This is a genomic window from Geovibrio ferrireducens (assembly GCF_026226615.1).
Taxonomy (GTDB): domain Bacteria; phylum Chrysiogenota; class Deferribacteres; order Deferribacterales; family Geovibrionaceae; genus Geovibrio; species Geovibrio ferrireducens.
On sequence record NZ_JAJAPB010000002.1, the window covers coordinates 1 to 13,996 of the forward strand.

At 49.9% G+C, this 13,996-nt stretch carries 11 protein-coding genes; all 11 read right to left on the reverse strand.

The window, feature by feature from the left end:
- Positions 1-316 precede the first annotated feature (316 nt).
- The gene (locus OSQ85_RS02000) at positions 317-1,744 is read right to left on the reverse strand and encodes an aldehyde dehydrogenase family protein (RefSeq protein ID WP_265820986.1); all 1,428 of its coding nucleotides are present in this window, start codon (positions 1,742-1,744) and stop codon (positions 317-319) included.
- Between the two features lie 59 nt (positions 1,745-1,803).
- On the reverse strand, positions 1,804-3,207 hold the full coding sequence (locus OSQ85_RS02005; protein ID WP_265820987.1) for a sigma-54-dependent transcriptional regulator: 1,404 nt from the start codon (positions 3,205-3,207) through the stop codon (positions 1,804-1,806).
- On the reverse strand, positions 3,204-5,327 hold the full coding sequence (locus tag OSQ85_RS02010; protein WP_265820989.1) for a cache domain-containing protein: 2,124 nt from the start codon (positions 5,325-5,327) through the stop codon (positions 3,204-3,206). The genes OSQ85_RS02005 and OSQ85_RS02010 overlap by 4 nt, the downstream gene beginning before the upstream one ends.
- Positions 5,328-5,386: 59 nt before the next feature.
- Positions 5,387-6,100 (reverse strand): DUF5131 family protein, encoded by a 714-nt coding sequence (locus OSQ85_RS02015; protein ID WP_265820991.1) that lies wholly within the window; start codon positions 6,098-6,100, stop codon positions 5,387-5,389.
- A gap of 86 nt (positions 6,101-6,186) precedes the next feature.
- Positions 6,187-6,501: a pyrimidine/purine nucleoside phosphorylase gene (gene ppnP, locus OSQ85_RS02020; protein ID WP_265820993.1), complete on the reverse strand. Its 315-nt coding sequence runs from the start codon at positions 6,499-6,501 to the stop codon at positions 6,187-6,189.
- 64 nt (positions 6,502-6,565) lie between these two features.
- Positions 6,566-9,112 carry a bifunctional lysylphosphatidylglycerol flippase/synthetase MprF gene (gene mprF, locus OSQ85_RS02025; protein ID WP_265820994.1) on the reverse strand — a complete coding sequence of 849 codons (2,547 nt, stop codon included), beginning with the start codon at positions 9,110-9,112 and terminating at the stop codon, positions 6,566-6,568.
- Positions 9,113-9,212: 100 nt separating this feature from the next.
- The gene (locus OSQ85_RS02030; RefSeq protein ID WP_265820995.1) at positions 9,213-10,076 is read right to left on the reverse strand and encodes a MetQ/NlpA family ABC transporter substrate-binding protein; all 864 of its coding nucleotides are present in this window, start codon (positions 10,074-10,076) and stop codon (positions 9,213-9,215) included.
- A gap of 14 nt (positions 10,077-10,090) precedes the next feature.
- Entirely contained in the window at positions 10,091-10,768 is a 678-nt protein-coding gene (locus OSQ85_RS02035; protein ID WP_265820997.1) for a methionine ABC transporter permease, read from the reverse strand.
- Entirely contained in the window at positions 10,761-11,795 is a 1,035-nt protein-coding gene (locus tag OSQ85_RS02040) for a methionine ABC transporter ATP-binding protein (protein WP_265820998.1), read from the reverse strand. Before OSQ85_RS02040 ends, OSQ85_RS02035 begins: the two co-directional genes overlap by 8 nt.
- Positions 11,796-12,004: 209 nt before the next feature.
- Positions 12,005-12,916, reverse strand: a complete 912-nt coding sequence (rbsK, locus tag OSQ85_RS02045) for a ribokinase (protein WP_265820999.1) — start codon at positions 12,914-12,916, stop codon at positions 12,005-12,007.
- Positions 12,913-13,959: a LacI family DNA-binding transcriptional regulator gene (locus OSQ85_RS02050; protein ID WP_265821002.1), complete on the reverse strand. Its 1,047-nt coding sequence runs from the start codon at positions 13,957-13,959 to the stop codon at positions 12,913-12,915. Before OSQ85_RS02050 ends, rbsK begins: the two co-directional genes overlap by 4 nt.
- Positions 13,960-13,996 lie beyond the last annotated feature (37 nt).

Below are 13,996 nucleotides of genomic sequence, written 5' to 3' on the forward strand. Positions count from 1 at the left end.
GACGTAAGCTGCTGTCATTGCGAACCCTGAAAGGGGGAAGCGTCTGTACTGACAACATAAATCCGGACATCCTGTCGGATTTATGTACACGCTCGCGGCGGGGTAAACCCGCCTTCGCTGCGCACGGCGCAGCCCCTGTCCGTGGGGCTGTTTACGTCATTTTGAACCCTGAAATCTCTATACATATTGAGAGACTGCTTCGTCACTTTGCTCCTCGCAGTGACGTAAGCTGCTGTCATTGCGAACCCTGAAAGGGGGAAGCGTCTGTACTGACAATCCAAAATTTGCCATACATGGAGTTGATGGAATTGCATGGTTAATTTCTGTTAATCATCACCATCTTAATCGTCATCATATCTTCCATGGCGAATTTAACGCCCTCTCTGCCGAGACCGGAGAGCTTGTTGCCGCCGTACGGCAGATGATCGACCCTGAAAGTGGATGTATCATTTATCATCACTCCGCCAACATCAAGTTCATCAACGGCTTTCATCGCCTTATTTATATCTGTGGTGTATATACCCGCCTGAAGTCCGAAGTCCGAATCGTTCACTTTTGCCAGTGCATCGTCAAAGTTATCATACGCAACAATGGACACTACAGGTGCGAAGGTTTCCATGCACATTACCTTCATGTCCTCCGTAACGTTCGTAAGCACTGCGGGGTAATAAATCATGCCTTCCGCCCTGCCGCCTGCCGCCAGTACAGCACCCTGAGCGACTGCCTCCTTAACCCACGCATCTATACGGTTAAGCTCTTTTGCATCTATCATGGGCCCAACATCGCACGCCTTATCCATTGGATCACCGACTTTCAGAGCTTTTGTCTTTTCCACAAACAGCTTAGTGAACTCATCCGCACATTTGCTGTTTACATATATCCTCTGGAGGGAGATGCACACCTGACCGGAGTTTGAAAAAGCGCTGACAACGCATCTGGCGGCGGTTTTCTCAAGATCCGCATCCGGCTCAATGATTGTTGCCGAGTTGTTGCCGAGCTCCAGCGTAACCTTCTTGATTCCGGCCTTGCGCATTATCTGATCCCCTACTCCGGGCGAACCGGTAAAGGTAATCTTCTTGGTTTTCGGGCTTATAACTATAGTGTCTCCCACAGTTGCGCCTGAACCTATAACCACATTCAGCACTCCTGCGGGCAGGCCTGCTTTTTCCATTATTTCAGCGAGAATTATGGATGAGAGAGGAGTTGATGAGGCAGGTTTCAGCACCACAGTGTTTCCTGTGGCAATAGCCGGAGCAACCTTATGAGCCACAAGGTTAAGGGGGAAGTTGAAGGGGGTTATGGCGCCTATTACACCTACAGGCTCACGCAGAAAGTAGCCCATGCGGTTTTCGCCGAACTTGCTGGCATCCACCTGAATTGTTTCGCCGTGGATGTGCTTTGCTTCCTCGGAGGCGAACTTGAATGTCTCCGCACTGCGAAGAACCTCGTTCATGGAGAACTTCCAAGCCTTGCCGGCCTCAAGGCAGATTATCTCTGCTATCTCATCTGCACGTTCAAGTATGCCCTGCGCTGTCTTTTCCAGTATATCGGAACGCTTGTGCGCAGGCATTCTGCGGAAAAGCCTGAACGCCGCTTCCGCTGCGTCTATGGCCTCGTTGGTGAGCGTTTCATCAGCCTGAGGAACATAAGCAAAGGTTTCACCGCTGAATTTATTCTTTACTTCCAGTCCCTTACCAGTTTCAATCCATTTTCCGTTTACAAGTGTTCTGTAATGTTTGGGCATCTTTTCACCTCTCACGCTGTTTAACTTACAGCGTTATCAGGTGCAATAAACATGCCAGATCAGGGAGTGCGCTTTTTAAGACGTTTGTGGAGAGCCTGTTTTGATATGCCTAAGAGCTTTGCGGCCTGACTCATGTTTTCGGAAACCGCAAGAGCCTCGTTAACTGCGTATTCGGAAACCTCGTCCAGAGTGGGAAAGCGCCCGAAGATTTTTTCAAGGGAACTGACGGTCTTATCATCCGGAGTCTGTAAAGCTTCGGCTCCGCCCAAGCGTCCGGCTATGATATTCTCTGTGATTACGCCGTCTGTGCAGCGCACAACAGCGTCATAGATATATGTTTTTAATTCTCGGATATTTCCCGGATACGCATGGGAGGTGAGCAGGCTCATAGCTTCCCTGCTGATTTCCGGCTTAGGCTTGCTGACGGTTTTAGCTGCCTCTTCCGCCAGATAATCCGCTATCAGCGGAATATCCTCCCTTCTCTCGCGAAGGGGAGGAACCTTTATGAGATGAGTGCTCAGCCTGTAATATAAATCCCTGCGGAACCCGCCGGAGGAAGCGGCGGAGCTGAGGTCTTTATTCGCCGCAGCGATTATTCTCGCCTCGCATCTTTTCGGTTTGTCAGAGCCGAGGGGATAATATATCCGCTCCTGCAAAAGACGCAGAAGCTTCACCTGAGAAACCTCGCTGAGATCCCCTATTTCATCCAGAAAGATTGTGCCCTGCCTTGCCCTTTCTATCAGTCCCGAACGCACGCCGTCCGCGCCGGTGTAGGCTCCTTTGGCGTGACCGAACAGGGTATCGGAGAAAAGCGTATCATCCAGACCGGAAACATCCACAGCCACAAACTCACCAGTGAAGCCGCTGACATCATGCACTGCACGGGAAAGCATCTCCTTGCCGGAGCCTGTTTCACCCAGAATAAGCACAGGCTGACCGCTGACCGCTATGGCTTCGATATACTGAAAAATACTGTGCATTTCGGCACTTCGGGTGACAATGCGGCTGAAAACATCTCTCCTGCGCAGACCGCCGCCGAAGTTAACCCCTTTCATTGTGAGAAGCTCGGAACGAAGAGCGCCTATCTCATGGGCATTTCTCAGCGCAGAACTGAATGTGTTCATATTTATCGGTTTTACAAGATAATCATGGGCGCCCAGCTTGAGACACTCAACAGCCACCTCGATCTCCGAATTGGCGGTGCAGATTATGACGGGAACCTGCGGCATCTGCTCTTTTATCTCACGCAGGACATCCTGTCCGGACTTGTGAGGCATATTGAGATCCAGAAAAACCACAGGAAAAGACATTCCCCGCAGGGTGTCCATAACCTCCCTTGAATCCTCAAGGGTCGTAATATTTTTAATTCCCATTGTCTGAAGCAGAAAGGAATATGCCTCAAGCTCGTCCTTCTCATCATCCACCAGAAGAATGCTTGAGCCGTAGTTGTTGAAATTTATCATTCAGCCTCTGAGTGCTTCGGCAGGGACACAGTGAAAACTGTTTTCCCGTCACCGCTTTTTACGGTTATTGTGCCGTGCATTTCATTCTCGACAATCATCTTCGCCATGTAAAGCCCCATGCCGGTGCCGGAGGCTGTGCCTTTTGTTGTAAAATAAGGATTGAAAATCTTCGGCATCATGCTTTCCGTTATGCCGCAGCCTCTGTCTGTGATGTGTATCATAACATTGTTTGCGAGGTTCTCAACATCGATTTTTATCTCTCTCGAATCCGCATCAGGATCAGAAGATAATTTTTCAACAACTGCATCCCGTGCGTTGGCAAGGATATTCACTATGACATGCACAAACTCACTTCTGTAGCCGTATACCACAAGTGCCGCATCATCAGGCACATTCAGCTTCATTACGATTCCGCTCTGCTTGAAGTTTGGCTGCATGAGCTTCACCGAACTGTCCACAACATCCGCTATGCTGAAATGCTCCTTATTCTTGCTGGGTTTGAAGAAGTGACGGAAATCGTCTATGGTTTTGGACATAAATTGAATCTGTGAGTCTGCCGCGGTAACAAGCTTCTCAACAAATTCCTTAGAAATCATATTGTTGTAAAAGGCGGACTGTATGCTGACGACATAGGTGGAAAGAGTGTTAAGCGGCTGACGCCACTGGTGGGCTATAGCGCCCAGCATTTCGCCCATTGCTGCCATTTTCTGCGCCTGCCTGAGCTGCTGCTCGGCATTCACACGTTTTGATATATCCCTGATACTTATGAGGATAAACTCCTCCTTATTAAGATGCTGGCTCTTGAGGTTAACCTCGCAGGGAAACTCTGTCCCGTCAGAGCGGAGAAAGCTCCACATGAATGACTGCTGCTCACCTTCACTGGCTTTGTTAATGATCCGCCGAACCTTTTCAAGGCTTACCTCGCCGTCAGGCTGAATCTCAGGAGAGAGATCAAGCATGTTATTTCCGATTATGCCGTAGTGGTTTACTCCGAAGACTTCCTTCGCCTTCTCGTTGCACTCGACAATGATCATCCCCTTGCTGATGAGTATCGCATCATTTGCGACATGGAAAAGGGTCTGATAATGGGTTTCAACCTCCTTGCGCCTGTTTATGTTCCACGCAAGATCCTGATTCATACCGCTTATCTGTTCAGCATGCTGCAGCACTGTTGACTTATAGCGGCGGTTGTAAATAAAAAGCAGAAAGGCACTCACGCCCACAACAGACATAGTGAGCAGAACCATAAACCCCACAGCCCTGAGAGCGGATTCCGCAGCAAAAAGCATGGAAGTGCGCTCAGACAGGGCGTATGCCTCTTCCTTTGTCATGGTGGTGCAGAGATACCAGCCGACACTTGAGATAAGCTGATAGGCGAGGATATTCTCCTGTCCGCCGATTTTATATGAAAAAGTGCCTGAATCAGAGCTTTTGAAGTGCTCCATCACCCTTCTGAGAGTCGGGTCTGTGTCCTGAAGACTGTGAGTAAGCAGGAGCTCCTGATCAGGGTGCACCATGAATGTCCCTTCGGAGTTGACTATGAAGGAGTAGCCTGTTTCCGCCGCCTTCACGTTCATTACGTTCTTCACCAGCATGTCCAGAATAATGTCGTTGCTGATTACGCCTATTACCCTGTCGTCCCTGTAAAGCGGCGCAGACAGGGCTATAACCATCTCTCTGGTTGTCATGTCTATATACGGGGGTGAAACTGCCATCTTGCCCTTTTCCACCGCATTTATGTACCATGGGCGGACTCTGGGGTCGTACCCGGCAGGGGGAACCCACTCCGCTCCGTCTATCATGGTTCCGTCCTCAAGACCTATGTAAACATCGCTGAAATCCCCTGCGGCCAGCGCCATTTTCAGAACAGGCATGGAACTGGCTTCTGTTATGGGGTCTATTTTATTGATTTGGTCAATGGCAGAATCCACAACTTGCATCTGATGTTTAAGCCACATTTCAGTTGTGGCCGCAGCCTGAGCCGCCACATTCTGCTGGTGGGCAAGCACGGTGCTTTCTATTACCACATTGGCACTGTGATAGGTTACGCTCACCAGAACAATTATGGCGGCGAGAAGAACAGCAAGAACAATTAATGAATTTCTCAGTTTGATTATCATCGGTTTACCTGTCCGTTTATTCAGGTATTTTGATGCAAATAGCGTGCCAGTTTTATTTTTCAAGGCAGATCTATTCCTGCTTTTTTTGCCTGAGATCTGTGGAGCTCACGGCGGAGAGTGTACAGTTTTCCGCCCTTGCGGAAGTGTCTGCCCGTCTGCCTGAAATTAAATGATATGCCCGCCGCCCTGCACTGCTCGCGTATTGAGAGCACCCAGTCATAGCTGCATTCCCTCGCCTCAATGCCTGACTCACCGCCGACTATGACGCACTCGATGGAAGGTTTCAGGTAAGCAGATAAGTCTATAGCTTCAAGCAGCGGTTCGCATATGACAGACTTATGCTTCACCGGAACTTCCAGAAATAAGGGCAGACGGAAGTCAGCCATTTTCTGATTCTCCGTGGTGCAGGCGATATGAACATTTTCATAGCCCTCACCCCAGTCCTCCGGGAGAGAGACATGGAAACGGTCAATACGCTTGGTTATGATGAAGAATGTGAGATCCGAACGGAAGCGGATCATCTCCCATATATCCCTGCGCCACTCATCCGCCTCTTCCAGAAAAAAGTCAGATGTGAAACAGGTGTACACCAAATCGCTCCCGGTGAGCTTATAGTCTCCGCTTCTGGTGCATTTCAGCGGCAGGTTGAAGTTTCCCGTTTTTTCAACCTTGGAGCTGTCTTTATTGTGAACGGCATCCATGCGGTAAACGTAGCAGTTATCGCATCCGGGGCTGATTTTTGTGCATCCGTGCCATGGGTTCCAGATAGGCAAAGGGGTTTTCTCCGTAAAAAGTCCTGAGATAATGTATAGTTCAAAAAAACCGCCCTTTACACGGGCGGTTTCGAAATCTCTGTCTGTTACTTTATGAAAGAGCAGCAGTAGTCAGCAGGCTTGGAGACTCTCAGTGTGAAGCTTGAGTTTGCGGGCACTTCAAATGTGCATTCGCCGTTTATTATCAGAGGTTCTCTCCTGTCAGGCAGATCAACCTCCAGTTCGCCGCTCATAAACTCCATAATCTCCGCCTCAGCAGTGTTGAAGGTGTATTCCCCTGCCTGCATGAAGCCAAGAGTTTTCACTGAGCCGTCCTCAAACCTAACCGTGCGGCTCACTACCTTGCCGCCGAAATATACGTTAGCTTTTTTCACCACAGAAACATTTTTAAATTCGTCCATTATCTCCCCCTGCTAAGAGTTTTATTCAGGAAAAGATAGCCTGAATCACGGGAATAATCATCATTTATTTGCTGAATATGCCCGCTGTGCCGCCGCTGATCAGGCTGGCCACGCTCTTAAGGGCGGCAGGCAGGGCAAAGATGCTCTGCACGGCTATGTATCTCGGTTCCCACTGCGGCTTGAACTTTTCCTTATAGCTGCGCAGACCTTTGAAGTTGTAGAACCTTTCCCCGTGTCTGTACATCACCCCAGCAAGCCTGTTCCAGAAAGGGGAGAAGGAGTGAAGCTCAAAGCCGGAAAGAGGCGCCATGCCAAGGTTGAAAAACTCATGGCCTTCATCCTTTGCATACAATATGAGCTTGATGAACAGGTATTCCATAACCCCTTTAGGCGCATCATTTCCGTAGCGCATAAGGTCTATTGAAAGTTCATGCTTTGAGTCTGTCATCCATATATTTGCAAAGGCAACAGGTTTTTCATCCTTCATCACGGCGGCAAAAGGCATGCGTCTGAGGTAGTCCTCATTGAAGCAGCCGAGGGAAAAACGCTTCTCCCTGCTGTTCTTGGTTTGCATCCATTCATCCGAAATCTGCCTGAAAACAGGCAGCATGGCGGACACCTCATCGCCTGAGAAAATTTTCAGGGAGCAGCCTTCCTTCTCGGACTTCTTGATTGTGTTGCGCATACCGCTCCAGTGGCTCCCCTCCAGTGAGAAACCTGTCAGCCTCACTCTGGCCTGTTCGCCGATTTTGAATATTTTAAGCCCCGCATCCATATAGTGAGGTATGTAATCTGCGCCGATCTCATAAAAAACCGCCCTGCATCCGTGCTCCTCACTCATTTTACGGAAACGGAATATAAGCTCCGCCGCTGATTCCTCCGGCCCCACAGGGTCGCCCATGCTGATGAAGCTGCGCCCCTCAGTGCCGTACATAATAAAGCTTCTGCCGTCTTCCCCGAAGATGTACTGCTTATCCGGCAGATAAGCCAGATACGCTGTCGTATCATCACTTCCTGCCACTACAGGCTCAATGAGCTTATTTATATCATCCGTATACGGCACAAAGGCAGGCTTTGACGGCTGAATAAGCTTGAACACCGCGAGTGCGGCAATGAGGGTAAAAAGACCCACCATAGCCCGGAGAAAGCGCGGAGCCTGATCATCAAAGGTGAATGTCCACCAGAGCTCGCTGCGGTACTCCACATGCTTGTAAGAGAAAAAACCCAGCCATGTGAAAACAAAGAAAATGACCAGAATGGTAAACAGCCATTCCTTTGTCAGAACCTCGCTGAAAAAAGAGCTCTTTTTACTGTAAAGGCTGCGTGTGGGGAACAGGGCGAAGATTATAACCCCCTGCAAAGCAAAGGTTTCTATCTCCGCACCTTTGAGAAGCGAAAGCACAGCGCCCGCCGTAAGCAGAATAAGGGTAAGCTGGTAGGCAAGGTCTATTTTTTTGAAAAGCCCTCTGGAAAGTATAATAAGCCCCATCCCGGCGAGGCTTGCCAGAAAGTGGGACGACTCCATGAGGCTCAGCGGAATTATCTTCGCCAGAAAAGGCAGTCTGTCAGGGTTGACAGGTGTTGCACCGCTGAAAAGCAGGTAAGCGCCTCCAATGAAAACCACAGCCGCCATAAGCATAGGTGTTACGGCGTTGTACATTCTGCCGGCAAAAAGTATAGGCTTCATCATGGCTGATTTCAGCCTCAGAACCTCTGAAAACCCCATAAGGCAGGCAGCAGCAAGAAGCGGCAGAATATAGTAGGTTATCCTGAAAACAAGCAGTGCGCTTATGGCAGAACTGATAGTTCCCTGCGGGAAGAAAGACAGCAGCACTGTTTCAAAAACCAGAAGCCCGCCCGGAACATGGCTGATGAGCCCCGCAGCCTGTGCCAGAATGAACATGCCCAGAAAGCTGAAATAACTAATATTCACCGAATCAGGCAGCAGAACATAAAGCACCGCCGAAACACACAGCCAGTCAGCACATCCCACCAGAATCTGCATCATGCCCAGCGTGGGCGAAGGCAGTGAGATGGGCATGCTGTAAATGCTGAAAGGCTCTCTGTATCTGAAAAGCAGAAATATGTAAGCAGCAGAGAGAATCAGCAGAAATGCGCCGATATAGTACAGGTTTATGAAAGGGATACCCCATGAGGCTGATACGGACGGAGGGCGGCTGACAAACATTATGCCGCTCAGGGTCACAAGCCCCAGCCAGAGAGTGGCCGAAGTGAAGACTATTACCTTTGATATGTCACCGAAGCTCAGTCCGCAGGCGGAATAGTACCTGTAGCGCACGGAACCGGAAGCCAGAACGGAAAGCCCGATGGAGTTTCCGAAGGCGTAGCTTGTGAAGGAGGCAAGCATAACCTGCTTTCCCGCCACCTTTACACCAGCATACCTCAGCCCCATAAAATCATACAGTGAGAGAACGCCAAAACTCACAAGGGTGAGCCCCACTGCGAGAATTTTTTTATAAGCAGGTATAGCGTTGAGATCCGCGGCTATTTCGTGGATGCTGTGCTTATGCAGAAATGAATGGAGAAAAACTGCAAGGAGAACCGCAAGGACTGAATAAAAGGCGAAAAGCAGAAAGTGTCTGTTTTTCATGTATTTGATCAACTGCATAATGAGATATTAGCACAGTATGCGGCTAAAAGTGCATATGAAATATCAGAGAGCGGACTATGCAGCCCGCCCTCTGCCTGTTTTATCTGATAACTTCCTGAGCGGGAACAACCGCACCCTGATACTTCTCCTCTATGAAGGCCTTAACCTCAGGTGAGGCAAGCACTTCCGCAAGCTTTACAAGGGCCTCTTCGTTCGCCCTTTCGGCTTTTACAACAAGGATATTTGAGTAAGGCGACTCCTTATCCTCTATGACGATAGCGTCCTTTGAAGGGTTGAGCCCCGCCTCAAGAGCGAAGTTGGTATTGATCACCGCTCCGGAAACATCCTCAAGCACACGGGGAAGCTGAGCAGCGTCAAGCGCTCTTACCGTAATCTTTTTTGGATTTTCGGTTATGTCCTGAACTGTCGCCTTGATGCCCGCACCCTCAGCCAGCTTAATAAGCCCAGTTTTCTCAAGGAGAACAAGAGCACGCCCGCCGTTTGTGGGGTCGTTGGGGATTGCGACTACAGCGCCCTCAGCAACTTCATCAATCGACTTAACCTTAGCGGAGTAAAAGCCCATAGGTTCAATATGCACCTTTGCCACAGCCTTGAGGTTCAGCTTATGATCTGCGCTGAATGACTCAAGATACGGAAAATGCTGAAAAAAGTTCGCATCAAGCTCACCTTTGTCCAGTGCGAGGTTCGGCTGAACATAGTCAGTGAATGTAATTATTTCCAGATTAACACCCTGCTCCGCAAGAATGGGCTTTGCAAACTCAAGTATCTCCACATGGGGAACGGGGGTCGCGCCTATTTTCACTGCGGCAGTCTGCTGTTCAGCGGAAACAGCCTCGCCTGCGGCCTCTTTCTCTTCCTTTTTGCTGCATCCTGCGAAAAGAACCGCGGATGCGATCAGAACCGCCGCACCGAGCAGCAGTTTTCTTAAAGTAACACCTTTCATGTACTCCTCCTTACTTATATCTTTCTTCCGTAGCTGTAGCGAACCGCCAGCCTCATACCCAGTGTCTGGATAAGCTGAACAATTATCACCAGCACCGCCACGGTTATTATCATCACGTCTGTCCTGAAACGGTTGTACCCGTACTGAATGGCAAGATCACCCAGACCGCCGCCGCCCACAGCGCCTGCCATTGCCGTGTAGCCCACAACATTGATCGCTGTGATGGCAGCACCCAGAATCAGCGAGCTTCGGGATTCGGGCAGAAGCACCTTTGTTATTATCTGCCGGAGGGAAGCACCCATGGACTGCGCCGCCTCTATCACACCAGCGGGAACCTCTTTCAGAGAGGTTTCCACTATCCTTGCCACAAAAGGTGCGGTTGAAATAACAAGGGGGACAATAGCCGCAGTTGTGCCGATGGATGTGCCCACAACTGCCCTTGTAAAGGGTATGAGCGCCACCATGAGCACTATGAACGGAGCGGAGCGGAGAATATTGATCACCGTGCCGAGGGTTTTCTCCACCAAGGGATTGGGGAGTATGTGCCCCTTGGAGGACACCACAAGGTAAATCCCCAGCGGCAGGCCGATGATATATGCCATTATGCCGGACGCGGCAACCATGTACAGAGTCTCCCACACTGCGGGGGAAACCAGACTGAGCATTTTCAGCAGGTAAACAGAATCAGGCATCCGCCCCTCCCCTGTTCAGATATGAAAAAATGAGGTTATTCCTTTTGAGATATTCGTGAGCCCGCCCTCGTTCGTCTTCCGTTCCCCGTATTTCCAGTATCAGGTTGCCGAACAGGGATGAACGCAGATGCTCAATGCTGCCGTAAAGAATGTTTATCTGTACGCCGCACTCGGTTATGAGCCCGTTTATTATAGGCTTTGAGGCAGTGTCGCCGAGAAAGTTAATCCGCACAAGCTCCGCATCAGCGTGAGTTGAAAGCTCCCTCATAAGATCAGCAGGCAGTTCTGCGGGGAAAACGCTGGAAACAAACTCCTTTGCCGTTTCGGACTTAGGTGAGGTGAAAACCTCTTCCACCGCGGCGTCCTCAACACATTTTGAGTCATGAAGAACGGCAACATGTGTGCAGATCTCCTTTATCACCTTCATTTCGTGGGTGATTATGACTATGGTGAGCCCAAGCTCACGGTTTATGTCTTTAAGCAGATTGAGAATTGAGAGAGTCGTCTGCGGGTCAAGGGCAGAGGTGGCCTCATCGCAAAGGAGAACATCCGGCTTGAGGGCAAGCGCCCTTGCTATGCCCACTCTCTGCTTCTGTCCGCCGCTTAGCTCCGAAGGATAAGCGTCCGCCTTTTCAGAAAGGCTCACAAGAGGGAGAAGCTCCGCAACCCGTTTTTTTATATCTGCCTTCTTCATGCCGTCTATTTCCAGAGGGAAAGCGATATTCTCCGCCACTGTCCTTGAGGCAAGGAGGTTGAAATGCTGAAAGATCATCCCTATTCTGCGCCTTGCTTTGCGGAGTTCAGCGCCTGAAAGGGATGTGAGATCCTGCCCGCTGACAAGTATCTGCCCTTCCGTGGGTTTTTCCAGAAGGTTCAGGCAGCGCACCAAAGTGCTCTTGCCCGCTCCGCTGAGGCCTATAATCCCGTAAACGGAGCCCTTGGGAATATTGAGACTTACCCCTGCCAGAGCGCGCACAGAGCTTCGCCCTGTGGAGTAAACCTTGCTTAAATTGTTAATCTGAATCATCAATTTCCTCTGCCATTACCGAAAAAAGCGTCCCAAAACAAAAAGGCTAAGAGCTTTCCCGAAAAGGAACCGCTTAGCCTTGGCTTTCATATATATATCCACTTCACCTATATTTTTTATAGGTTAAAATACGTGTGCAAAAAAGTCAACTTGTTTGTTTTAACATGAATGCACTATACGCACAGCCGCGTCATGTGTGAAGCTGAAACTCAGAAACCGAGCAGATTCTGAACCTCATCAATTGAGGGCATTCCGTCCTGTGCGCCGTGCTTGGTGGTGGAAATGGCAGCAGCAGCGTTAGCAAACCTCACCGCCCCCGCAAGCTCCATCCCTTCGCCGAGGGCATATGCAAGCCCTGCGTTGAATGTGTCACCCGCCGCAGTGGTGTCCACAGTATTTACCTTAAACCCTGCGACATGGGCAAGCCTGCCTTTCTCATATATGTAAGCTCCGCGGCTTCCGGCCTTCATCACGGCGGTTCTGACCCCTTTTGATGTGAGCGCTTTTCCCGCGGCTGCGAACCCTGCCTCATCATCAGGGCGGATTCCGGTCAGCGCTTCCGCCTCTGTTTCGTTAGGCGTTATTATATCCACAAGCTTAAGAAGCTCGGAGGGAACATTCCCCGCCGGAGCCGGATCAAAGATTATCTCAGTCCCTGCGGCTTTTGCCGTCCTTGCCGCCTCAAGCACCGCCTCCATGGGAATCTCAAGCTGGAGCAGAAGAAAATCGGCCTTTGCGATAAGCTCCTTCTTCTCTTTTATATATGCCGCATCCACCCTTCCGTTTGCGCCGGGTATAATGATTATCGAGTTTTCCCCGTTTTCATCCACAGTGATAACCGCTATGCCGGTTGAGGTTTCCTCACGGGTTATGCCTTCGGTGCTTATGCCAAGCTTCCTGAAATACTCCATGTACTGCGCAGCGTAAATATCATTGCCCAGCTTGCCTGTCATTACCGTTTCAGCGCCCAGTTTAGAGAGAGCAACAGCCTGATTTGCCCCCTTGCCTCCGGTGAAGGTGGAAAAGGATTCGCCCTGAACAGTTTCTCCCTGTTTCGGAAAACGCTTTGTTCTGGTAACAAGGTCTATATTGAGGCTTCCCGCCACGCAGAATCTGCTCATAAATCCTCCTTAAAGTCCCTGATGCTTCTGACGCTCTTTCTTTCTATAACTTCGCCGCCTATCATTATCTTTTCATAGGGCATGCGGCTCCCCTCTTTTATTCTCTGAGTAAGAAGGCTTACCGCCTTTGAGCTTATCTTCTTCTTGGAAACGCTCACGGTACTCAGCGGGGGTTCGGTCATGGATGCTGCGGGCAGGTTGTCAAACCCCACAACGGAAACATCTTCCGGAACTGCATACCCCTTTTCCCTGAGGGCGCGGATGCACCCCATGGCTATTATATCATTCACGCAGAACAGAGCGGAAGGCATCCCTGCTCCCGAACTGAGTATTTCAAGCATATCCTTATACGCGCCTTCATATCTGGAATCAGCAGTGAAAAAGAAGCGCTCATCCGGAGTAATTCCCGCAAGCTCCAGAGATTTCACGAAGCTGCGCTTTCTGTGGGCGAAGTTGCTTGTCTCCCTTTTTCCGGTGACAATGCCTATCTCCCTGTGCCCCATACGGACAAGGTGGGTGACAGCATTATAAACGGATGAATCATTATTCATATCCACAAAGTCAAAAGGCATGTGCGGGTAGAGAAGATCTATAAAAACCAGCGGTATGTGCGATTTCAGAAAATGGGCAATGTCCTCTTCGTCAAGCTCGGTTCCGAGTATTACCGCGCCGTCAGCGCCGGAGGAGTTAAGATAAGAGGTAACCTCAGAGGGATTAAAGGAGGAAAACGCCGTGACTTCAAGGGAATAGCCCTTACTGCCCGCCTTCATCTGCGCTCCGTCTATATAGTCGGCTATGAATGCCTTATGATTTTCGTTAAGTATTTGCCCGTGTTTAACAATATTAACAAAGAGCAGTGCCCTGTGCCTCTTTCTCGGCATTCCGCCCTCAAGCCCCTTGTAGTTGTTTTCGCGGGCTATTTTAAGGATGCGCTCCCTTGCCTCCGGCCCCACGCCGGGCTTGCCGTTCAGCACGAGGGACACGGCGGCGGGTGAAACATCTGCAAGCTTTGCGATTTCTGCGACTGTTATATTTTTTTTCATTATCATTCCTGAGGTGGGCGGAACATATTTGTTTTAT